The sequence below is a fragment of the Pigmentiphaga sp. NML030171 genome, from assembly GCF_002188635.1.
GTDB lineage: Bacteria > Pseudomonadota > Gammaproteobacteria > Burkholderiales > Burkholderiaceae_B > Pigmentiphaga > Pigmentiphaga daeguensis.
In genome coordinates this window covers 201,391-221,717 of sequence record NZ_NINX01000024.1, presented here as the reverse complement: position 1 = coordinate 221,717, position 20,327 = coordinate 201,391, and the positions used below count along the sequence as shown (strand labels likewise).

Annotated in this window: 22 protein-coding genes and 1 pseudogene; 13 read left to right on the top strand and 10 right to left on the bottom strand. The window is 61.6% G+C overall.

All coding sequences use genetic code 11. From position 1 onward, the window contains the following. Positions 1-3: 3 nt before the first annotated feature. Positions 4-756: an IclR family transcriptional regulator gene (locus CDO46_RS07235; protein ID WP_087837867.1), complete on the bottom strand. Its 753-nt coding sequence runs from the start codon at positions 754-756 to the stop codon at positions 4-6. Positions 757-887: 131 nt separating this feature from the next. Between CDO46_RS07235 and prpB the strand changes: the two genes are divergently transcribed. From prpB to CDO46_RS07205, 6 genes are all read left to right on the top strand, one after another. Then, complete coding sequence (prpB, locus tag CDO46_RS07230) at positions 888-1,814, top strand: methylisocitrate lyase (RefSeq protein WP_087837866.1); 927 nt, start codon at positions 888-890, stop codon at positions 1,812-1,814. A 29-nt stretch (positions 1,815-1,843) separates the two neighbouring features. Beyond that, a complete protein-coding gene (locus CDO46_RS07225; protein WP_087837865.1) occupies positions 1,844-2,683 on the top strand; it encodes an amidohydrolase in 840 nt (279 codons plus the stop codon). An 11-nt stretch (positions 2,684-2,694) separates the two neighbouring features. After that, entirely contained in the window at positions 2,695-3,720 is a 1,026-nt protein-coding gene (locus CDO46_RS07220; RefSeq protein ID WP_165963169.1) for an Ldh family oxidoreductase, read from the top strand. Positions 3,721-3,737: 17 nt separating this feature from the next. Further along, positions 3,738-4,436 (top strand): hypothetical protein, encoded by a 699-nt coding sequence (locus CDO46_RS07215; protein ID WP_087837863.1) that lies wholly within the window; start codon positions 3,738-3,740, stop codon positions 4,434-4,436. A gap of 44 nt (positions 4,437-4,480) precedes the next feature. Then, positions 4,481-5,230 (top strand): dioxygenase, encoded by a 750-nt coding sequence (locus CDO46_RS07210; protein ID WP_165963170.1) that lies wholly within the window; start codon positions 4,481-4,483, stop codon positions 5,228-5,230. A gap of 116 nt (positions 5,231-5,346) precedes the next feature. Beyond that, positions 5,347-6,327: a tripartite tricarboxylate transporter substrate binding protein gene (locus tag CDO46_RS07205; protein WP_243724528.1), complete on the top strand. Its 981-nt coding sequence runs from the start codon at positions 5,347-5,349 to the stop codon at positions 6,325-6,327. Between the two features lie 87 nt (positions 6,328-6,414). On the opposite strand, the gene CDO46_RS07200 is transcribed toward CDO46_RS07205, so the two are convergent. After that, positions 6,415-7,497 (bottom strand): IS5 family transposase, encoded by a 1,083-nt coding sequence (locus CDO46_RS07200; protein ID WP_254914566.1) that lies wholly within the window; start codon positions 7,495-7,497, stop codon positions 6,415-6,417. Positions 7,498-7,690: 193 nt separating this feature from the next. Between CDO46_RS07200 and CDO46_RS07195 the strand changes: the two genes are divergently transcribed. The 3 genes from CDO46_RS07195 to CDO46_RS07185 all read left to right on the top strand — a co-directional run bounded on the left by CDO46_RS07195 (position 7,691) and on the right by CDO46_RS07185 (position 10,159). After that, a complete protein-coding gene (locus CDO46_RS07195) occupies positions 7,691-8,671 on the top strand; it encodes a TRAP transporter substrate-binding protein (protein ID WP_087837861.1) in 981 nt (326 codons plus the stop codon). 76 nt (positions 8,672-8,747) lie between these two features. Further along, positions 8,748-9,332 (top strand): TRAP transporter small permease, encoded by a 585-nt coding sequence (locus CDO46_RS07190; RefSeq protein WP_087837860.1) that lies wholly within the window; start codon positions 8,748-8,750, stop codon positions 9,330-9,332. Further along, positions 9,332-10,159, top strand: coding sequence for a TRAP transporter large permease (locus tag CDO46_RS07185; RefSeq protein WP_243724529.1), 828 nt, complete (start codon positions 9,332-9,334; stop codon positions 10,157-10,159). The genes CDO46_RS07190 and CDO46_RS07185 overlap by 1 nt, the downstream gene beginning before the upstream one ends. 202 nt (positions 10,160-10,361) lie before the next feature. Here CDO46_RS07185 and CDO46_RS07180 read toward each other — a convergent pair whose 3' ends face one another. The 5 genes from CDO46_RS07180 to CDO46_RS28320 form a co-directional block, all read right to left on the bottom strand. Next, positions 10,362-11,309: a LysR family transcriptional regulator gene (locus CDO46_RS07180; RefSeq protein ID WP_087837859.1), complete on the bottom strand. Its 948-nt coding sequence runs from the start codon at positions 11,307-11,309 to the stop codon at positions 10,362-10,364. A 137-nt stretch (positions 11,310-11,446) separates the two neighbouring features. Further along, a complete protein-coding gene (locus tag CDO46_RS07175) occupies positions 11,447-13,390 on the bottom strand; it encodes a TRAP transporter fused permease subunit (RefSeq protein ID WP_087837858.1) in 1,944 nt (647 codons plus the stop codon). 2 nt (positions 13,391-13,392) lie between these two features. Next, entirely contained in the window at positions 13,393-14,067 is a 675-nt protein-coding gene (locus tag CDO46_RS07170) for a TAXI family TRAP transporter solute-binding subunit (protein ID WP_087837857.1), read from the bottom strand. A gap of 42 nt (positions 14,068-14,109) precedes the next feature. Then, the gene (locus CDO46_RS07165) at positions 14,110-14,445 is read right to left on the bottom strand and encodes a hypothetical protein (protein ID WP_087837856.1); all 336 of its coding nucleotides are present in this window, start codon (positions 14,443-14,445) and stop codon (positions 14,110-14,112) included. A 318-nt stretch (positions 14,446-14,763) separates the two neighbouring features. Beyond that, a complete protein-coding gene (locus tag CDO46_RS28320; RefSeq protein WP_165963171.1) occupies positions 14,764-14,934 on the bottom strand; it encodes a hypothetical protein in 171 nt (56 codons plus the stop codon). A 43-nt stretch (positions 14,935-14,977) separates the two neighbouring features. Between CDO46_RS28320 and CDO46_RS28615 the strand changes: the two are divergent. The 4 genes and pseudogenes from CDO46_RS28615 to CDO46_RS07145 all read left to right on the top strand — a co-directional run. Further along, a pseudogene (locus CDO46_RS28615) lies at positions 14,978-15,268 on the top strand (cation:proton antiporter); the annotation flags it as partial. 271 nt (positions 15,269-15,539) lie between these two features. After that, entirely contained in the window at positions 15,540-16,028 is a 489-nt protein-coding gene (locus tag CDO46_RS07155; RefSeq protein ID WP_087837854.1) for a phosphate-starvation-inducible PsiE family protein, read from the top strand. Then, positions 16,015-16,977 (top strand): zinc metalloprotease HtpX, encoded by a 963-nt coding sequence (locus CDO46_RS07150; RefSeq protein WP_087837853.1) that lies wholly within the window; start codon positions 16,015-16,017, stop codon positions 16,975-16,977. The genes CDO46_RS07155 and CDO46_RS07150 overlap by 14 nt, the downstream gene beginning before the upstream one ends. Positions 16,978-16,996: 19 nt before the next feature. Further along, entirely contained in the window at positions 16,997-18,148 is a 1,152-nt protein-coding gene (locus tag CDO46_RS07145; RefSeq protein WP_087837852.1) for a S1C family serine protease, read from the top strand. A 199-nt stretch (positions 18,149-18,347) separates the two neighbouring features. On the opposite strand, the gene CDO46_RS07140 is transcribed toward CDO46_RS07145, so the two are convergent. The 3 genes from CDO46_RS07140 to CDO46_RS07130 form a co-directional block, all read right to left on the bottom strand. Further along, positions 18,348-19,064 carry an ABC transporter substrate-binding protein gene (locus CDO46_RS07140; RefSeq protein ID WP_087837851.1) on the bottom strand — a complete coding sequence of 239 codons (717 nt, stop codon included), beginning with the start codon at positions 19,062-19,064 and terminating at the stop codon, positions 18,348-18,350. A gap of 250 nt (positions 19,065-19,314) precedes the next feature. Next, positions 19,315-19,707, bottom strand: coding sequence for a hypothetical protein (locus tag CDO46_RS07135; RefSeq protein WP_087837850.1), 393 nt, complete (start codon positions 19,705-19,707; stop codon positions 19,315-19,317). A gap of 24 nt (positions 19,708-19,731) precedes the next feature. Continuing rightward, entirely contained in the window at positions 19,732-19,983 is a 252-nt protein-coding gene (locus CDO46_RS07130; protein WP_026353305.1) for a hypothetical protein, read from the bottom strand. Positions 19,984-20,327 lie beyond the last annotated feature (344 nt).

The following is a 20,327-nucleotide window of genomic DNA, read 5'->3' as shown; positions in this document are numbered from 1 at the left end:
CCCCTACGAGGCAGGCGCCTTGCCGTGAGCCGAAAGCGATCGCGATAATTCCGCCCCTGCGTTGATCAGCGGCTTCAAATGCCGGGTGAGTGTTTCATGGTTCAGGCGATCGGTCTGGCCTGACACGCATAACGCGCCGAAGAGCTCGCGGCTTGCTCGAAACACCGGAATCGCAATGCTCGACATCGTCGGGTCACGTTCACCTGTTGATATATAAAACCCTGAGCGACGAATCCGGTCGTAAAGTTCACCACGCTGACCCGAAAATGCCAACAAAACACGTCCCGAAGCCCCTTTATCCAAGGGCAGCTTCTCTCCGACCCGCAAGTGAACGCGCGTCATGGTGTGCCGATCGACTCTTGCGACGCATGTGCGCCAGTTACCTTCTCGAACAAAGAACGCTGCAGTTTCCGACGTGACGCCGTGCAGACGTCGCAAAAGGACGTCGATAACGTTGTCCACGTCAAAAGAGGTTTGATACCGCACTCCCAACCAACCCGCCGCTGGGCCGAGCCGCCAACGGCCGTCTTCGGTTTGGGTAAGGTAGCCGGCCAGTGCAAGAGTGCGGGCGGTGCGCAAGACAGTTGTCTTGCCCATCGCCAATCGGCGGCTCAGCTCGGACAGCGAGACGGGCTGCTCATCAACTTGAAACGTATCAAGAACGGCCAAAGCGCGGGTCACAGCGTGGACGGTATCGCGTGAACGCTCCTGAATGCCGGAAGAAGAATGTCTGGGGGAACTCGGAGAGTTTTTCATAGTGGTGTTCCGCAGTGCGCAACGCGATTGTACGGCGCCACGCGTCCGTTCACAATGCATTCATTGACGAACCGGCCGGGAGGAAAAGACCGGTTGATCCTTCTTCATTACGTTTCATTCACGAGAACACGATGCTCATTGATTCACTCAGCAATACGTCTGCCCCACCAGCGCCGGGAGCCCGGCTGCGCGCTGCACTCGCTGCGAATCGGATCTTGCCGATTGTAGGCACTATCAACGCCTACAGCGCAATCCTGGCGCAGCACGCCGGCCATCAAGCGATTTACCTGGCGGGCGGCGGTCTGGCGACCCATTCGTACGGGCTTCCCGACCTGGCCCTGACCACCATGACGGAGGTGCTCACCGAGGTGCGTCGTATCACCGATGCCTGCGACCTGCCGCTCATGGTCGACGTAGATACCGGCTTTGGCGCCATATTCAATATTGCCCGACTGGTAAAAGGACTGATCAAAGATGGCGCAGCCGCCCTGCACATCGAAGACCAGGACACATTCAAGCGCTGCGGACACCGCCCCAACAAGGCTTTGGTAAGCACCCAGGAAATGCTCGATCGCCTGAAATCGTGCGTCGACGCCCGTAGCGACCCGTCTTTCTTCATCGTGGCGCGCACCGATGCGCTGGCGACCGAGGGCTTACAAGCCAGCATCGACCGAGCGTGCGCATATGTTGAAGCGGGTGCCGACATGGTCTTTGCCGAGGCATGCACGGAATTATCGCAATACCAAGCCTTTGCAAAGGCTCTTAACCGGCCGCACTCCCTATTGGCGAACGTCACAGAGTTTTCGCTGACACCGAACTTCTCTCAGAGCGAGCTGGCCAAAGCCGGGGTATCGGCAGCCCTTTACCCGCTGTCGGCGGCGCGCGCAATGGCGCACGCTGCCACCCGGGTATACGAAGCCATTTTGCGTGACGAAAGCCAAAAGAGCGTGCTGGATATCATGCAAACCCGCGACACGCTCTATAACGCACTTAAGTACACGGCATACGAAGCCAAATACGACGCATTTCTTGCGAACCGCGCAGCAGCCGCGCGATAACGGCCGTTCACTCAGGTCATCACGCAATAATGGCAAACTCCACTTCCTACGCGGTCGACAGCCACGTACATGTGCTGGACCCCGCACGCTTTCCGTTGTCGAACCCTGAAGGTTACGTGCCGCAACCCAACGAGTGCGGCACAGCTTACGATCTGCGTACGACGCTCGATGCACACGAGCTGACGCACGCACTCCTCGTCAACCCGTTCGCCGGCTACGCGACCGACAACCGGTGCATGCTCGATGCCATCGCGAACTCACGCGGCCGCTTTAAAGGCGTTGCCTTGGTCGGTCACGATACCGATGACGCCACGTTGCGGCAACTCACCGACGGCGGCGTAATCGGAGCAAGGTTCAACACCTTATTCACTGGCTCGACGTCGCTTCAGGGCGAGGCGGGTGAGCGTTTGCTGCGACAAATCCGCGAACACGGCTGGTTCGCCCAAATTTACTACCACCACGACGGGTTGCAGCAACTGCTGCCGATCCTGCGCAGAACGGGCGTGAAGATCGTGGTAGACCATTGTGGCTGCCCCAACCCAGCACTCGGTCTCGATCAATCGGAATTCCAGGCCTTGCTCGAATTGGGACGCAGCGGCGAAGCCCTTATAAAGCTCTCGGGCGCCTTCCGATACTCGCAACAGGCTTGGCCTTACCACGATGCAGAACCCTATATCGAGGCGCTGATCGACGCATTCACGCTCGACCGCTGCGTTTGGGGCTCCGACTGGCCTTTCGTGAGAATACCGAAGCGCATGGACTACGGCCCGACTTCAGGTCTTCTCAAGCGCTGGATCCCTGACGATAACGATAGGCGCAAAGTGCTCTGGGAAACGCCCAAACGCCACTTCGGTTTTACTGAAAAATGACGAAATCTCAAATGGAAAACATGTCGTCGGCACGAGTCAGGCTAACTGCAGATGAAGCGCGCGAGCTGTCACGCCAAAGCCTGGCCGGACTCGGATACACGCCGGTCGAAAGCCAAGTGTTGGCCGAACACATGCTCGACGCTGCCTTTTGCGGATACGAGTACTCGGGCTTACCCAAGATTCTGAACGTCGCCGAGCAACTCGAACGCCGGCCCGCACCCACACCGATGCGCGTAATTCATGAAACACCAGTATCGGCTCGCCTGCATGGTGGAGGTCAAAACGGGATGCTTACCCTGCATCGGGCAAGCGAAATCGCCATCGAGAAAGCTGTTGCCGGCGGCTTTGCCGTTGTCGGGGTCAATCACACATGGATGAGTGGCCGCGGCAGCTATTACGTCGAAATGTTGGCAAATGCGGGACTGATCGGCATTCACACAGTCAGTTCCAGGCCACAGGTAGCGCCGCCGGGCGGAGCTCGAGCCGCTATTGGCACCAACCCGATCTCGTTCGGGTTTCCTACCGAAGGCGCGCCGTTCGTCATCGACCTCGGCACTTCCGCGCTGATGTTCACCGATTTGGCGCTACGTGCTCGCCGCGGAGAAACGCTACCGGAAGGTGTTGCTATAGACGCCAACGGTGAACCCACCCAAGACCCGATTCTCGCAAGCATGGGCGCCGTTCTACCGTTCGGTGGTCACAAAGGCTTTGCTTTGGGGCTGGCCATGCAGGCTTTGGGAATCCTGGCCGGGTCAGGAGACGATAACGAAGAACGTGCGGGCTATCTCATTATTGCAATAAGACCCGACCTGATGGTGCCCTTGAACGAGTACCGCAGAACACTCAGTGAAACGTTGGCTCGAATCAAGGCCACCCCGCTACAACCCGGTGTCGAATCCATTCGTCTTCCATCCGAACGTTCTCAACAGGAACGCGAACGAAACCAACGAACCGGCATTGTCATCGACAGGCAGGTACAGGTCGCGCTGCAGCGTCTGGCGCGGGGAAATAACGAACACGCGCGCAGCCTGATATAAGCTAAGAAGGAACACTCATGACCGCAAGCAGTAAAGCGTTGTTGACGCTATGGCTTCATCTTGACCCTGTTTACGAAGAAGCCCTCGATGCATGGTACGACTACGAACATACCGACATTGTGCTGGGTGTACCCGGCGTCGTCGGGTCGCGCCGCTTCAAATCGACTAAACCGTATACGCCCGACCAATTGCGTTATCTCGTTTTTTACGAAATGGCCGACGAAAACGTGCAGCTTAGCGCCGAATTCCAAGCCATTGTCGACGCACCCACGCCGTGGTCTCGCTACCTCAGAACGCTTTACCAAATGCGCCGCAGAACCAATTATCGATGCCTCTGCGAAGTTGAAAAGCATCCGATCGAAAGCGAAGCCGCCATCCTGATGATTCGCTCGAGCGTTGACAGCCTGCAAGATTATGAATCCGGGTACGACGACTTGCTGCGCGACTCGCTCGAACAACCCGATGCTCGCGCCGCGCAGATTTACCAAGCGGTGCCCAACCAGTTTCGCATCGTCAACGAAGACGCTGCACCGCCGCAAACCGAGCTGCTCGAGCTTTACAGCTTTACGCACTTCGACGCCAACCGCATCAATGACTGGATTGCGCGCAGACGAATGCTGATACAGCAAATGTCGTTACCGCTGAACGAGTTATCGAGCGATACCTTCGTGCCGACGATAAGGCCCCGAAGAAAGCGAATCGGCGCGATGCCCTGATCACCTGAAAGCCTGCACTAACCGACCAACCAATGAGAGCAACCATGGAACAAAGAGAACGTTTATCCGCAATTTGGTCCGCCACCGTCGAAAAACTTAAAGAAGTCGTTCGAGAGTATGAAGTTACCGAGGACGAGCTTCATTTGGCAGGCGATTTTCTGAACCGTCTCGGCGCCTCCGGCATGTGTCGAAGCCTCCTGGACGTCGGCCTTGCCATGACCAGCATTGATGTCCATGCGAAGCGAGAGACCGGAACACGCGCCAATCTTACTGGGCCTTATCACCGCGAGCACCCGATGAAGCCGGACGGCAAGCTGGCCGAAACGGATATTCCGCCTGACGCACCTTTGCTTATTCTTACCGGAACCGTTAAAGACGCGGTAACCGGAAAAGCGATATCGAACGCCGAGATCGATGCCTGGCACGCTGATCACAACGGGATATACGACCTGGAAGGCACTCATCTGCGCGGCGTGGTACGGGCTGACGAAAATGGCGACTATTGTATTCAGACAATATTGCCCCACGACTATTCCGAACATGACCACGACCCTATCGGCGAACTGTTCAGAGCCATGGGGCGAACCAATATCCGCGCCGCACACATCCACTTGAAGGTACGAACCGGAGACACGTTGCGTTTGACCACACAAATTTTCATGTCGACGTCAAAGTCGCTGAAAACCGACTATGTCGAAGGAGCGGTCAGTGATGACTTGACCGTCGCCCTGGAACGTGATGCAAGCGTAGCCGACCAGGTTACTTACCGAGGCCGGTTCGACATCCTTTTGTAGAAGATGCCTTCTTCAACCATACCGCTGTAACCCCGCAGCAGGTCAACAGCTTTATCAACCGCGGATCAATTTCTTGTAGAACCGCAACGAACTTCTAATAATCAGGAGAGCAGATCGTGACGTCCCGCTTTAACATTTACACACTCGCAGGCGCGTGCCTGGCCGCCACCATGACCATTGGCGCACAAGCACAGGAATTCCCGACCCGACCCGTAAAGATCACCTCATCCTTTTCCGTCGGCGCTGGTCCCGATGTCGCACTTCGTCTCGTGGCCGACAAGCTTTCAAAGAAGTGGAACCAGCCCGTCATCGTCGAGAACAAACCCGGCGCTAACGGCTTCATCGCCGTTGAGGCCGGCAAGCGAGCGCGTCCGGATGGCTACGAGCTCGTCCAGATGGACGCCGCGCAAATGGTGACCCAACCGTTCCTGTTCAAAAACCTGCCGTACGACTTGCTCACCGACTTCGAACCGGTAACCCCCATTTTTCGCAACTACTTCTTCATCGTCGTGCCCACTGCCAGCCCGTACAAAAATGTCGGCGACCTGGTCAATGCAGCGAAAGCCAAGCCCGACTCCATCAATTATGGCTCGTGGATGGTGGGCAGTCCCGCACACTACGGCACCGCCATGCTTGAAGACGCTACCGGCGCCAAAATGACACACATACCGTACAAGGATATTGGAGGACTCTACGTCGCGGTCGGTAACAACGAAGTCGACTGGGCTTTTGGCAGCGCGGGCAGTGCCGGCCCTATGTACCGTGCCGGTCGCGTTCGATACCTTGCCGTTTCTGCACCAGTGCGCGACGCAGCTTTCCCAGACGTGCCCACGGTTGCCGAATCGGGCGGCCCCGCCGGTTTCGAATTGTCGTCCTGGGTCAGCCTGGTGGCACCGAAAGGAACGCCAAAGGCAGTCGTCGAGAAAATCCAGAAAGACGTTGCTGACATCATGCAAGACCCCGAGGTCCGCGAGCGCTACGCCACAATGTTCTACGAGCCTTATGCTCTGAACTCAGCGCAGTTCCATCAACTGCTCAAGACCGACACCGATCGCATCGGGGCAACGCTAAAACGTCTCAACATTTCGCTGGACTAACCCGCGCAACACGGCTCGCGATGGTTGCCCAGAGCTACGATAAATAGTCGTCCCTGAAATATTCATTTGAGCGCTCAGCGCCCCTTTTCACGCCGCCAATAGCCACTTCTTTCGAACGCCGAGACTGTCATTCAAGCGCTCGACAGGCCGACTCGCGGCGAAGGCTAGCCAGAACCAGCGTGGCATCGTGCCTTTCACGAGGCGCAAAAAAAGCGCCCTCAGGAAGGGCACGCCCTTCTTGGCGATCATGCGCAGCAGCCACTTGATGTTGTAGCCCGCCGCGCAAAGCACCGCGTGCAGCCGGTCGCCGTATTCGCCCTTCAAGTGACAGCGGTCCATCCTGTGATCTGCCTTCAGGTGTCCGATGATCGGTTCGATGGCCTGGCGTCGCTTGAGCTGCCGTCTTTCCTGTGCCGTCAAGCGCTTGGGCTTGCCCCGGTGCACCACACGTACGCCAGGATTGTCGGCATCGACGCCCCGGTAGCCCAGATCAACAAAGACCGTTTCAGGCGCTGCGGCACAGTCCTGCATGAGAATGGTCGCCTGCTCCAGTTGGGAACTCAGCGTGTGGCCATCATACGGATTGCGATGAAACGCCCGAGCCCCCACAATCAGGTTGCCGTTGAAGGTGCTGGCAATGCCCACCTTCACGCCAAACTCGTAAGGCCGGCGCGCCTTGCCCTTGCTGATGCAGTCCACCTCCGGAGCGTGCCAGGCGTACAGCTTGGGCTGGCTGTTGACGGCCTTGCGCTGGGCGCTCTGAGCCCCAATACGTTGGGCCTTGCCCAACACCTCGTCCAGTGCCTCGCGCACCGCCTGACCGATCACACTGGCTTTGCGGTCGATCTCGCGGGCCAGCCGCCCGACGATGGTTCGCTGACGTTTGATTGCCCGGCGCATCCGCTTGAACTGCCGTGCATGGGCGAAGCGCCCGGCCTGGCGGCTCAGTTGCTCGCCTTCCTTGGCAAAGGTCTGCTTGAGCGCAATGCCGGCATCCTTGGCTGCTCCCACCAGCTTGATCCGTGCGATCTCCAGCAGCCGGCTGTCCGTCGGGTGGGCGATGGCCTTCTCCTGCACCGTGCTGTCCACGATGACTCGACTGAGCTCCTGCGGCTTGATGAGCTTGAGCTCAGTCGAGTGCGCGGCTTTTCGGCGTTGCAGCCGAGGCAATGCCGATGCTGCAGTCGCACATCGATCCAGACTCTATGGCAAAAATGCAGAGCCTGGGGCAATGCCCTCAAACGGATGCACCTGTAAAGTGCATTGCACATAAATGGACGAGGTGCGCTTCGCAGCATCCGGCCGACACAAGAAGCGAAACAAAAAGAGCGCCCGAGCGCTCGTCAATTCCTAGGAGAAGACGATGCAATTCAAAAAACTGTTAACCATTCTTGCCGTGGCCGCCGGCGCGACCCTGAGCGCCGCTGCCGGGGCGAAGGAACTGCGCCTGGGCCTGATCGTGCCGGCCACCCACGAGTGGACCAAGGCCGCCAACGCGATGGGCGAGGAGCTCAAGCAGAAATCCAACGGCAAGTATTCGGTCAGCACCTTCCCGGCCGGCCAGTTGGGCAACGAAGCGCAGATGATGCAGCAACTGCAGACCGGCGCACTCGACATGGCTTTCATGACCGCCGCCGAAGTGACCAACCGCGTGCCGGACATGAGCGCGCTGTTCGCTCCGTTCCTGGTCAACAGCCCGCAACAGGCCGAAGTCCTGCTCAACGGTCCGACCGCGCAAAAGATGCTGCAACGCCTGCCCCGTGAAATCGGCGCCGTCGGCCTCGGCTATGGCGTGGCGGCGATGCGCCTGATGCTCAATGCCTTCCCGACCAACAGCGGCGCCGACCTGAAGGGCCGCAAGATGCGCATCACGCCGTTCCCGCCGGTGCGCGACTTCTATCAGTTGCTGGGCGCGGCTTCGACCCCGATGCCGACCGACGTCTACGACTCGCTGGCCAACGGCCAGGTCGACGGCGTGGATGCGGACCTCGAGCTGGTGTGGCGGATGAAGTTCTACGAGCGCGGCAATACGCTGGTGCACTCGAACCACATGATGTTCCCGGTCGTGGGCCTGATGTCGGGTCGCGTGTGGCAGCAACTGCCGCCGGCCGACCGCGAGCTGATCGCCACCACCGCGCGCAAGCACCTGAACAGCCTGTTCACCACCTACGCCACGGTCGAAGGCGAGATGCTCAAGAACATCGAAGACACGAAGAAGGTCAAGGTCGTCAAGGCCGGACCGGAATTCTTCGGCGATGTGCCCCAGAAGTGGGAAGAAATCTGGATCAAGCGCACCCCGATCCTGGCCGATCTGCGCAAAGAAGCCGCCGCCATCAAGAAGTAAGGCTGCCCACTCCCTTGTGTGTTGAGCGTTCCCGAGCGGAACGCTCACATTCGATTTCCTCGCTCCTGGAGATTTCGTGGTTCAAGTCATTCATTGCTTGAGCGATGGCATCGAGCGTGTCGAGCGCGCCGCCCTCCGTGCGCTTGCGTTCGCATTGCCCGTGATGATCATCGCCAACACCGTCGGCAGGGCATTCCGTTCTCCCATCTACTGGATGGACGAACTTGCCATTCATTGCATGGTGTGGCTTGCCATGATCGGCATGTCGCTGACCTTGAAAACCCGTGCCGCGGTGTCCGTCACGATGCTGGTCGACGCGGTTCCGCCGGGTCTGATGAAGGGCATGAAAGTGCTCGTCGATCTGATGATTCTCGGCTTCGCCGGCACGCTGCTCTATCTGTGCATCCGCTGGTTCGATCCGGTCACGCTGGTGCAGGTCGGATTCGATCTGCACGAGTTTTCCGGCCAGACCTTCAATTTCATGTACGAGGACATCACGGCCACGCTGGGCATGAAGAAATTCTGGTTCTGGCTGATCGTGCCGACCGTTGCGCTCACCACTTGCGTGCATGGCATATCGAACCTGATGAAAACCGTCGCCACACCGGCCGGCACACTAAAAGAATTGAGCGCGTCCTCGGGCGCGAGGGGGCTTGACTGATGTCCATCGCAGCCATTTTCGCCGTCCTGCTCGCCGTCGGCCTGCCGATCGCGCTGGTGCTGGCAGTGACCGCCCTGGCCTATATCTACCTGAGCGGCAATACGGTGCTGTATCTGTCGTTTCCGCAGCAGTTGTACGGCAGTCTCGAAAACTACGGCCTGATCGCCATTCCGCTGTTCATGCTGGTGGGCGAGCTGATGAACGAAGGCGGCATCACGCGCCGCCTGATCGCGCTGGCCTCGGTGTTCGTCGGCCATGTGCGCGGAGGGTTGGCCTACATCAACATCATGGCCAACATGTTCCTGGCATCCATCATCGGTTCGGCCAATGCGCAGACCGCGGTGATGGCGCAGGTGATGGTGCCCGAGATGGAGAAGAAGGGCTTCTCGCGCGGATTCGCCACGGCCACCACCTGCGCCGGGGCGCTGATGGCGCCGATCATCCCGCCCTCGATGCTGTTCGTGATCTTCGGCGTGCTGGCGCAGGTATCGATCGGCGACATGTTCATTGCCGGGATCATTCCCGGGCTTCTGATGGGTTTCGCCTTCATCGTGGTGATCGCGCTGCTCGGCATGCGCTACAACTACCCGCCGGGCGAGCGCTTGAGCGGCAAGCAGAAGATCCGCAACATTCTTGCCGCGATTCCCTCGCTGCTGGTGCCGGCCGTGATGATCGGCGGCATTCTGGGCGGTTTGACGACGCCGACCGAGGCGGCCGCCGTGGGCGCATTGATGTCCATCGTGGTCGGAAGGTTCGCGCACGGTGAAATCAAGACCGTTTCGGCGGCATGCTCATGCGCGTGGCGATCAATACCGGCGTGGTGCTGATCCTGGTGGCCGCAGCCGGCGTGTTCGGCTGGGTCATCGTGTTCGAGAAGGTGCCGCAGCAGATCGCCGTGGTCCCCGGGCCTGCGTGTGAGGAGGGCCGCCAGCTGCAGTTGCCAGACTTGTTCCCATCCCCTGTCTTCTCCTGCCTGATCCAGGCTGCTTCCGGCTGGAAGCAGCCGCAGCCTGGCGCCCCGTTACCGCCTCACACGTTGGCCAGCACGTCGTCCGGTCCGGTGCCGTCGTGCTGGTGCGTCCGTATGCGCATCTGCTCCTTGAGCAGCGCGATGAACGCATTGGTCGCCGAATTCAGGGGGCGGCGCGGGTGCGACACCGCGACCACCTGCCGGATCAGGCGCGGCGACACGATCGCGTGAGCGCGTAGTCGCCCAGCGAGCAGGCCGCCGTAGACGGCGATGTGCGGCAAGATGGTGCCCAGGTTCGGCGTCTGTTCGACCAGTTTGACCGAAGTCGCCAGCGAATCGATCTCGAAGGTCGGCGCCAGATCGACGTCTTCATGCTGCGCAAAGCTGTCGAGAATGCCGCGCAGGCCATGTTCGCGCGTAGGCAGGACCAGGTTCAGGCTGGAGTTGACGATCTGGTGCAAAGTCAGGCGCGCCGGCAGCGGCACCGGTCCCATGGTGCCCGTCACCAGCAGCAGTTCCTCGTCGGCGATGTGCTCGACGTTGAGTGCCAGCTGGCGCCGCGGCTTGTTGATGATGGCCGCGTCGATCTGGCCGCCGGCCACCCAGTCGCTCAGAGTCGCGGTATAGCCGTCGGCGACGCGCACCTGGACCTTGGGATAGCGCGCCGAAAAAACGCTGAGCGTCTCTGCCAGTACGCCTTCGGTCACCGAGGCGATCATGCCGATGTTGACGTGGCCGCTGATCTCGCCGTCACTGCTGAGTAACTGCGTGCGCGCATTCAGGAACTCACGCATGATCGGCAGGAACAGCCGGTACATGTTGCGCGCGGCAGCCGTCGGCACCATGCCCTGTTTCGTGCGTTCGAACAATTGCTGGCCCAGATCGTCTTCCAGCTTGGCGATCTGCATGCTCAGCGCCGGCTGCACGATATTCAGCCGGCGCGCAGCGCGCGTGACCGTGCCTTCTTCGAACAGGCAGATGAAGTACTGGATCTGGCGGAATTCCATGGCTACCCGGTGGCGTGATGTGTCGGCGAGGATCGCAGACGTCATCTTAGCGCCTGTTCACACCGGGGGGCAGACTGCGGGAAGTCATGCCTGCGCACAGGCATGACTTCCGGGACCCGCGTCGCCGCTATTGTGCGCTATCCAGGCGTGCGTGCCGCGGCGCGCTCGCACTGCAGCCGTGCGCCGCGCCAGAGCCAGGCGATGGCCGCAGCCAGCACCGTCACGTTTACTGCCGTCAGCATCGGATCGGGCAGCAAGGTCATCATCCCGCTGATGGCGAAGAACAGCCGCCATCCCGCCGGCAGTGGGCGGAACAGCCAGCCGACCAGTGCCACGCCGAGCGAGAGGAAGCCGAGCAGCACGTTCGCGATGCCCCAGGCGGTGCCGCCGAAGTCGCCGATCAGCAGCAGTCCCGGATGCAGCACGGCGGCGAACGGGATCAGGAAGCCGGGCACGGACAGCATGAATGCCGAGATGCTCGTCTGGTTCGGCGAGCCGCCGCTGATCGATGCCGCCGCGTAGGCTGCCAGCGCCACCGGCGGGGTGACCATCGACAGGATCGCGAAGTAGAAGATGAAGAAGTGCACGACCAGCGGTTCCACGCCTGCACTGATCAGCGCCGGGCCGAGCAGCACCGCAGCCATGATGTAGGCCGAGGTGGTCGGCATGCCGGCGCCGAGCACCAGGCTGGCGAACATCGTCAGCAGCAGCAGCGGAACATAGCCGCCCGCGATCATGATCATCAGCGACGAGAACTTGGTGCCGAGACCGGTGAAGGAAATGATGCCCACCACCAGACCCGCGAGAGCACAGGGCAGCGCCACGGTGACCGTGCGTTCGGCCGAGACGATCATCGATTCCACCACCGTTTTCAGCGTGCGGCGCGTGCCCGGGAACAGGCTGCCGACCACGACGGTGGCGACGATAGCTTCCAGTGCCGCGTTCTGCACCGGGTAGCCGGTGACAATGCGATACACCAGCCAGCCCAGCGGGAGCATCATGTGGCCGCGCGTGCGCATGACTTCGCCGAGCGATTTGCCGATCATGCCTTCCTGACGCGTGAAGCCGGACGCACGTGCCTTCAGGTCGACCATCCAGATCAGGGCTACGTAGTACAGGATCGCCGGGACGATGGCGGCCAGCGCGATCGTCTGGTAGGGCACCTGCAGGTAGTCGGCCATGATGAAGGCGGCCGCGCCCATCACCGGAGGCACGAGCTGACCGCCGGTGGAGGCGGCCGCCTCGATGCCGCCGGCGAAGGCCGGCGAGTAGCCGACCCGGCGCATCAACGGAATCGTGAAAATGCCGGTACTCATCACGTTAGCCACCGCGCTGCCCGACACGCTTCCCAGCATGCCGGACGAGACCACCGCCGCCTTGGCCGGACCGCCGACGGAACGGCCGGCCATCGCGAACGCGAGATCGATGATCATGCGCCCGCCGCCATAGATGTCGTAGATGGCGGCGAAGAAGACGAAGTAGAAGACGGTGGTGACCGAGACGGCGACCGGCACGCCGAACAGGCCGTGCATGGACAGGAACTCGGTATCGATGAAACGTTCGAGGCCGCTGTAGCGGTGCGCCAGCTCGCCGGGCAGGTAAGGGCCGACGAAGAAGTACGCAAGGAACATCAGCACGAACAGGGTCAGACCCCAGCCGAGCAGACGGAGCCCGGTGATCAGCAGCGCGACGATCAGCAGGATGCCGAGCACGTAATCGACGGTCGTGACCGGGTCCAGGCCCTGGATCCGCTCGGCCGTCAGGAAATCTGCGTTCAATGCGATGTAGAGCGGCGGCAGGAACGAGATCGCGGCGGCGAGGTAATAGGCCACCCGCTTGCCGAGTCCTTGTTCCTTGCGGCCGAACATCGCGAACGCGAGCGCGACCGCGAAGCCCACATGCAGCGAGCGCTGCTGGAGCGTATCGATGGAGGGCCAGATCACGAAGGCGATCTGGGCCAGCGTCCATGCCAGCGCGATCAGCAGCGCCGGTTCGAGCAACTGGGACCAGCGTTGCAGCGTCAGATCGCTCGATTCGGTTGCTTCGCTGTCGTTGGTTTGGGTTTGTGCGGTCGCCTGCATGATCACTTCATCCAGCCACGTTCTTTGTAGTACCGCACGGCGCCCGGATGCAGCGGCAATCCGTTCACCTCATCCTTCCAGACGCCGTTGGCGCAGTCGAACTGGGACAGCGCCTTGTGCGCGGAGCGCAGGCGGTCGGTCTTTTCGCAGATCGTCTTTACCACCAGGTAGGCGTGATCGTCCGACATGGCGGTGCTGGCAAACAGCGCGGTGGTCGTGGACGGCAGCGTGATGTCCTGGTCCTGTCCGGGGAAGGTGCCCTTCGGCAGGACGTTGGTGCCCCAGCCATAGCGCTGGGTCATGCCGTCCAGGACCGCCTTCGAGGGCTGCAGGAAGGTGACCTTGTTGGTCTGGGCGATTTCGCTGATGCCCGGATGGCCGGCCGTGGCGACCTGGACGAACACGTCGCCGGTACCGCCGGAAAAGCGCGTCTTGACCATGTCGAAGGAGCCGTATTCATAGGCGCCGCCCTGCTTGGCCAGCGTGCTTTCGCCTGCGCCTGCGATATCCAGCAGTTGCTGGCCGCCGAAGGCGCCGGCGCTGCCGCGCTGCAGCAGGGTCACGCGCGACTTCGGACGTACCTGCGTGAAGAAGCCGGACAGATCGTTGGCGAAACCGGTGCCCCGTGCCAGCGGAACCAGGAAGTAGTCATCCCAGCCGCCGACCAGTGCGCGCAATTCCTTCTGCGGCTTCTTGAAGCCTGCGGTGCCTTCGTAGGCTCACTTGTTGACCACGGCCATACCGAAACCCATCTGGGCCTTGTTGGCAGCTACCAGCAGCGGGTTGGCCATGCCGCCGGCGATGGGCGGGGTGTCGACGGTCGAGCCCGGCGGCAATGCCTCGCGCAGCACTTCGCCCAGGTTCACCGAGTACACATACCAGCTCGACCCTTCCGAGAATGAGCCGATGGTCCAATTCACCGCCTGTGCGGAAGCGGTGAGGGGCGCGGCAGCGCCCAGGAGGCCGACGCTTGCTGCGACGGCAATGCTTGCGATGCCCTTGCTCAGCGCACGGCGGGTAGTCTGGGTGGTCTTTGGCAGGCCGGTTTTCATCATGTCTCCTTGTTCTGGTAACGTGGTTGGGGCACCCGTCACAAGGCCTGAGGCTTTCACGAGCGCAGGAAGCCTGGCAGCGCTGAAAAGGGGCCGCCGTCGGAATGACAGGTCGAGTATATGAAGAGACAAATATCAGAACAAATAATTTTTTATCATCTAAATCATCATCTTTGGTGATATTTCACGATCCTGGCAAACGTGCCGCCTCCAGCAAGGCCGCGCTCTCGGCGCACCGGGGGAGAAATGGGAGGGCGAAAGCTTAGCGCGTTCGAACGCGTAGCGCGGGGCCGGGTGTTCGTGCGGTCCGGTCGTGTCCTGCTACAGGCCCAGCACCAGCTCGCCTTTGTGCGTCAGTTCGATGCGGTCGCCATGCACTTCGGCGACGCCGGCGTCGAGCGCAGTCTGGTGCAAGGGGTTGGCCGGGTCGAAGTCGGCCGGCTCCTGCTGGATGTGGAGTACTGCGTCGTAGACGGAGCGTGAGACGATCATGGTGACGAGCTGGTGAGATTGGCAAAGGACGAGTGTAACGGGTATGCGTGATTGCGGCCTTCGTGCCCGCTCGCTTGCCGCTCGATGGCCTTTATGCCATCAGCGCCCGCGCCAGCTCGTCCGGCATGCTGACCATGGGATCGTGGCCAGTCTTCAGCTCGATCACCTCCCGCTTGAGCCCAACGCAGCTACGCTGCTGGGCGCGGCTGCGGCGATGTCGTCCACGGCACTCGTCAGCAGGAAACTGGCCGATCAAGGCGAGTTGACGACACGACATGGCCGCAGCGCCATTGCTGTGCTGGTGTTTCAGGATCTGGCCAGCGTGCCACTGCTCCCCCATCCGCAATCGGCGTCCCGCATTGTGCGGGCGGTGCGTCAGCACCACCCGGCTTTGCCCGTCGTGGTTGTGTGCTGGCGTGAGAGCGAAGCCCTTGTTTTGAAGGAACTGCCGAACGTTCACGTGTACAAGGCAGCCATTGCCCCGGCGCTGGGGCTGGCAGAACAAGTGATGCAGCTCGGCGGTATTCCAGTCACCGCTGCCAATGGCGCACTGTCCTCAATGCGCAATGCCACTACTTTATGAACTACACGGGTGCAAGTTTCTTATGAAATCAGAACGTCTCAACCCATTTCGGCTTTTTCGCGACCAGTGGGCCGTCATGAGCTTCTATGAACGCTTCGAGCAGGTCGTGGCGCTGCTCCTGTCGGCGGTGATTGCCGTGATCGTCGTCGTGTCGCTGATTCAGCTGATCTCCATCGTCTTCACCCTGCTCATCATCAATGCCTTCAATCCGCTCGATCACAAGGTGTTCCAGAGCGTGTTCGGCATGATCATGACGCTGTTGATCGCGATGGAGTTCAAGCACTCGATCGTGCGCGTGGCATTGCGCCATGACAGCATCATCCAGGTCAAGACGGTGATCCTGATCGCGCTGATCGCGCTGGCGCGCAAATTCGTGATTCTCGACCCTGATGTCAGCCCGGGCAAAGTGGCCGCCTTGGCGGGGGCGACCCTGGCCCTGGGGGCTACTTACTGGCTGCTGCGCGAGCGCGATGACAGAGTGACCGAGGAAGCCCCGCGTGAACCGTCATGAATTTGGCGACACCGGAGAGGCCTGGTCGCGGCATCACTGGCTCAACCGCTTGCAAACAGCGCTACTCGTGGTGACCCTTCTCGGCATCGCCGCCATGGCCGGCAGCCTGCTTTTCGGCGATATGGGGCTATGGCTGGCACTGGCAGCAGGGGGCCTTGCGCTGCTCGTCGAGCCTACCGCTGGGTCGAGTCTGACCCTGCGACTCTATCGTGCGCGTGCCTTGCACCCGAGCGAAGCGCCCGATCTGTGGGCCTTGGTGCGCGAGCTGGCGGCACGGGCCGGTTTGCCTGCCGTGCCGGTGCCGCACTACGCCCCCAGTGCCATGGTCAATGCGTTCGCCACCGGTTCGGCCCATCGCTCCGCCATCGTGCTCACCGATGGACTACTGCGTAGCCTCACGCCGCGCGAGCTCACCGGCGTCGTTGCCCATGAGGTGGCCCACATCGCCAACGAGGACCTGCGCGTGATGGGGCTGGCGGACTCCATCAGCCGGCTGACATATTTCATGGCTGTGCTCGGACAAGTTGCCATCCTGTTCAGTTTGCCGGCGTTGCTGTTGGGTGCGGTGGATGTCAATTGGCCCGCGTTACTGTTGCTGGCGATCGCGCCGCAACTGGCGCTGCTGGCCCAGCTCGGCTTATCGTGGGTGCGCGAGTTCGACGCCGATCGGCTGGCGGCCGAGCTGACGGGCGATCCGCAGGGGCTCGCCCTTGCGTTGGCGAGAATCGAGCGGGTCAGCCGATCCTGGCGTGCCTGGCTGCTGCCGGGCTGGGGCAATCCTGAGCCTTCTTGGCTGCGAACACACCCTGCAACCGCTGCGCGAATCGAACGTTTGCGGGAGCTGTCGGCGCCGGTTCATCCGACGCCACTTCATTCGCCTCACTTCTTGCCAAACTCCACTGTTTCGCCGCGCTCTCCGCGTTGGCGGCCGGGTGGTCTGTGGCGCTGATTTTCAACCGGAGATATTTATGGCCTACATCGACCCCTATAACCGCGCAGCACCAGACCATTTTGTCCGACGCTGGCTGGTCATCACTGCCTGCATCGCGGCGCTCATGCTGTTGTGGCAGTTTCTCCCCGCCATCGAAGCGTGGTTCACGCCTGAGCAGGCGGCCGAACGCACTGTCACGCCGCGCGGTGACCTGGCGCAGGACGAAAAAGCCACGATCGAGCTGTTCGAGAAGTCGCGTGCATCGGTCGTCTTCATCTCCACGGCGCAGTTGGTGCGTGATGTCTGGTCGCGCAATGTTTTTTCGGTTCCACGCGGAACGGGGTCAGGCTTCATCTGGGACGAAGCGGGTCATGTCGTGACCAATTTCCATGTCATCCAAGGGGCATCCTCTGCTACGGTCAAACTGGCCGACGGACGCGACTACCAGGCCGCACTCGTCGGCGCCAGCCCGGCGCACGACATTGCGGTGCTCAAGATCGGTGTCGGCTTCAAACGCCCGCCGGCGGTGCCAGTGGGTACCAGTGCTGACCTCAAGGTGGGGCAGAAGGTGTTCGCCATCGGCAATCCGTTCGGGCTCGACTGGACGCTGACCACCGGCATCGTGTCCGCGCTCGACCGAAGCCTGCCGGGCGAAGCGGGAGGCCCAGCCATCGAGCACCTGATCCAGACTGACGCCGCCATCAACCCGGGCAACTCCGGTGGTCCGCTGCTCGATTCCGCCGGACGACTCATCGGCATCAACACCGCCATCTACAGCCCATCCGGCGCATCGGCCGGCATCGGTTTTTCCGTGCCGGTCGATACCGTCATGCGGGTGGTGCCGCAGCTCATCAAAAACGGCAAGTACATCCGCCCGGCGCTGGGCATCGAGGTGGACGAACAGCTCAACGCGCGCCTGCAGGGCATGACGGGTAGCCGAGGCGTGTTCGTGTTGCGGGTCACCCCAGGCTCGGCCGCACAGAAGGCGGGGCTTGTCGGGATCGAGGTCTCACCGCAAGGCATTGTCCCGGGTGATCGTATCGTCAACATCGATGGCGCGCCCATAGACGATGTGGCCGAGTTGTTGGCCCGGCTCGATGACAAGCAGGTTGGCGATGTGGTGGTTTTATTGGTGGAGCGGGATGGCAAGTCGCGCGAGGTGCGTGTGGAGCTGCAGCCCGGCGTTTGATCCAGCAATAGACTGTTGCGATGAGAAGGGGCGTCATTCAAGGGTCGAAGCACCCTCTAGAGGTCATGGTTTGGCCTGGGCATCAGGGAAGCGCCATGAGCGTCGGATGTCTCCGGAAATCGTCTTCTGAAAACGGCAGCCGCCACCGAGTTCGATGAAGAAGAAAGAGCCCCGACATGGGGGTCGAATGGGTTGCGGGTTACTCGTCGTCGTAGAGCGTCAGTCCGTCCAGCACGGGCGCGTCGGCATCGAACACCAACATGCGAACGTCGGCGAGCGCAGCCAGGTGCAACACTTCCACGAGGGACTCCGGCATGCCCTTGGCCCGGTGCTCCTGCCGCAGTTCTTCGGCTGTGATGCCCTCGACATGCTGCAGGTTCGCATCCGTCCAGGGGGTGGCAATCAACTTCACGCCGATCGCGGGTCTGTACGGGATGCGGAAGGCGACGAACAGAAAGCCGCTCGGCGTGGCGATGTCGGCCAGGTTGGCCAGATAGCGGCTGGCCTCCTCGGTGATGTGCGCCGAACTGATTTCCCAGGCACGGCTGTAGAACCCGGTCTCGAAGCGCAGGCGGCGTAACACCCCGCGCGCGGCTTCCTCGGAGTAGGTATCGCCGACGTGCAGCGGCTGGCCGGCTTCTTCGGCCATGACGGCGTAGACGAGGTTTCGGGCGATGCCGTGGCTGGGGCACTGCGCGTCCAGCTCGGGCGGCACGTTCTGGCCCTCGGTGATCAGCGCGAAGTCGTCGCAGAAGACGCAGGCATGGCGCTCAACCTGGCTGTCCGGCAGGTGCGACTGCGAGACGTGCAGCGGCAGATAGCTCAGCGGGCAGTCGTCGTCGTAGGAAATCGCCAGCAGCCGTTGCACGGACAGGCCATCGTAGCCGCGGACGAAGGGATTGTTGGAATGGGACATGGGATTCCTCCAGCAGAGGATGGCCGCGGCAATCCCCTGCCGGGGATTGAACCCCAGCGAGTGGATGAAGTGGCAACCGGTCAGCCGGCCGCGGCGTCGGGCCGCCTTGGTGGCGGGCGGTGCAGGTCAGTGGAAGATGCTGACTCGGGACATGGCCGCTCCTGCGAAAAGAAGGAGGGACATGGCCCCGAACGGGGACGCATGTCCCTCGTGGGGTGGGATGAAAAGACGGTGGGTTGCCAGGCGCGGCTCACCAGCCGTTGTAGTGCAGCGTGAGGTCAGCGATGACCTGGCGCCGTTCCAGATCGAGGCCGCCGAAGTCGGACAGCCCCTCGAAGCCGCAACGCTTGAGCATCGCGCCGCCCTCGCGGGCGTTGTAGAAGCTCACCATCGCGGAGAGGAACATGCGTTGACCGCTGCTCAGCACGCCCAGGGCGTCGTTGAGCATCAGCATGTTGGGCCGCAGGTCCCACTTGGTGGTGGCACGCTGCAGACCTTCGCGTGTGCCGTCGCCGAACCATTCGGCACCGGCGATGTTGACGCCGCGTTTCCACGCCTCGAAGAAGGCTTGGGGCGCGGCGGCGAAGTGCTGGTTTTCCAGCTTGATCTGATCAAGTACCTCTTGAGGCAGAGCACGGTTCATGACGGGGGCTCCTGATGATGGGATTCACGGGTGGAGGCGCTGCTGCCAGCGGCCCGTTTGCAGGGCGTGCTCGGCAGCGTGGTGCGAGCGGAAGAAGCTGACCGACTCGCGCGAGACGGGACCATCCGCATCGGCGGTGCCGATGTAGTGGCCGGCTGCGCTGCAGAGCACCTGCAGGGGCAGGCGCTTGCCAACGTAGGCCAGGGCCTGGTAGCCGATGGATTCGGCGCGGGCCTGTTCAGCACTCAAAGGTGCCGATGCGAACGCGAGGGACATATGGTTTCTCCTGGTGGTTGAAGACCGGGAGCACCACGCCCTGTCGGGAGCGGAGACCTCCCGAAAGGTTGAACATCGAAAACACCCGCGTCGTGGCGACGCGCGTCCGCGGTGGTCGGTGCGAGGCGGACTGGATCGGTCAACGCGGCGAGGCGCGTTGCAGCCTTGAAGACCGGAGCTGCCAGGGCATGGTGCTGACGACCGTCAGCGACACATGCGGGAAGGATGGAAGCGCGGCGGCGCACCGTCGCCGATCAAACGGAACCGCCCGCCGTCCGGTTTGGCCCGAGCACTGCCGGCAGCAGCAGTGCACGATCTGTCCGCCCACGACAAAGGCGCCGAAG

Excerpts from the sequence above, each read along its gene's own strand:
- CDO46_RS07235 (WP_087837867.1), bottom strand. The coding sequence starts at position 756 with ATGAAAAACTCTCCGAGTTCCCCCAGACATTCTTCTTCCGGCATTCAG.
- prpB (WP_087837866.1), top strand. The coding sequence starts at position 888 with ATGCTCATTGATTCACTCAGCAATACGTCTGCCCCACCAGCGCCGGGA.
- CDO46_RS07225 (WP_087837865.1), top strand. The coding sequence starts at position 1,844 with ATGGCAAACTCCACTTCCTACGCGGTCGACAGCCACGTACATGTGCTG.
- CDO46_RS07220 (WP_165963169.1), top strand. The coding sequence starts at position 2,695 with ATGGAAAACATGTCGTCGGCACGAGTCAGGCTAACTGCAGATGAAGCG.
- CDO46_RS07215 (WP_087837863.1), top strand. The coding sequence starts at position 3,738 with ATGACCGCAAGCAGTAAAGCGTTGTTGACGCTATGGCTTCATCTTGAC.
- CDO46_RS07210 (WP_165963170.1), top strand. The coding sequence starts at position 4,481 with ATGGAACAAAGAGAACGTTTATCCGCAATTTGGTCCGCCACCGTCGAA.
- CDO46_RS07195 (WP_087837861.1), top strand. The coding sequence starts at position 7,691 with ATGCAATTCAAAAAACTGTTAACCATTCTTGCCGTGGCCGCCGGCGCG.
- CDO46_RS07185 (WP_243724529.1), top strand. The coding sequence starts at position 9,332 with ATGTCCATCGCAGCCATTTTCGCCGTCCTGCTCGCCGTCGGCCTGCCG.
- CDO46_RS07180 (WP_087837859.1), bottom strand. The coding sequence starts at position 11,309 with ATGGAATTCCGCCAGATCCAGTACTTCATCTGCCTGTTCGAAGAAGGC.
- CDO46_RS07175 (WP_087837858.1), bottom strand. The coding sequence starts at position 13,390 with ATGCAGGCGACCGCACAAACCCAAACCAACGACAGCGAAGCAACCGAA.
- CDO46_RS07165 (WP_087837856.1), bottom strand. The coding sequence starts at position 14,445 with ATGATGAAAACCGGCCTGCCAAAGACCACCCAGACTACCCGCCGTGCG.
- CDO46_RS28320 (WP_165963171.1), bottom strand. The coding sequence starts at position 14,934 with ATGATCGTCTCACGCTCCGTCTACGACGCAGTACTCCACATCCAGCAG.
- CDO46_RS07155 (WP_087837854.1), top strand. The coding sequence starts at position 15,540 with ATGAAATCAGAACGTCTCAACCCATTTCGGCTTTTTCGCGACCAGTGG.
- CDO46_RS07145 (WP_087837852.1), top strand. The coding sequence starts at position 16,997 with ATGGCCTACATCGACCCCTATAACCGCGCAGCACCAGACCATTTTGTC.
- CDO46_RS07140 (WP_087837851.1), bottom strand. The coding sequence starts at position 19,064 with ATGTCCCATTCCAACAATCCCTTCGTCCGCGGCTACGATGGCCTGTCC.
- CDO46_RS07135 (WP_087837850.1), bottom strand. The coding sequence starts at position 19,707 with ATGAACCGTGCTCTGCCTCAAGAGGTACTTGATCAGATCAAGCTGGAA.
- CDO46_RS07130 (WP_026353305.1), bottom strand. The coding sequence starts at position 19,983 with ATGTCCCTCGCGTTCGCATCGGCACCTTTGAGTGCTGAACAGGCCCGC.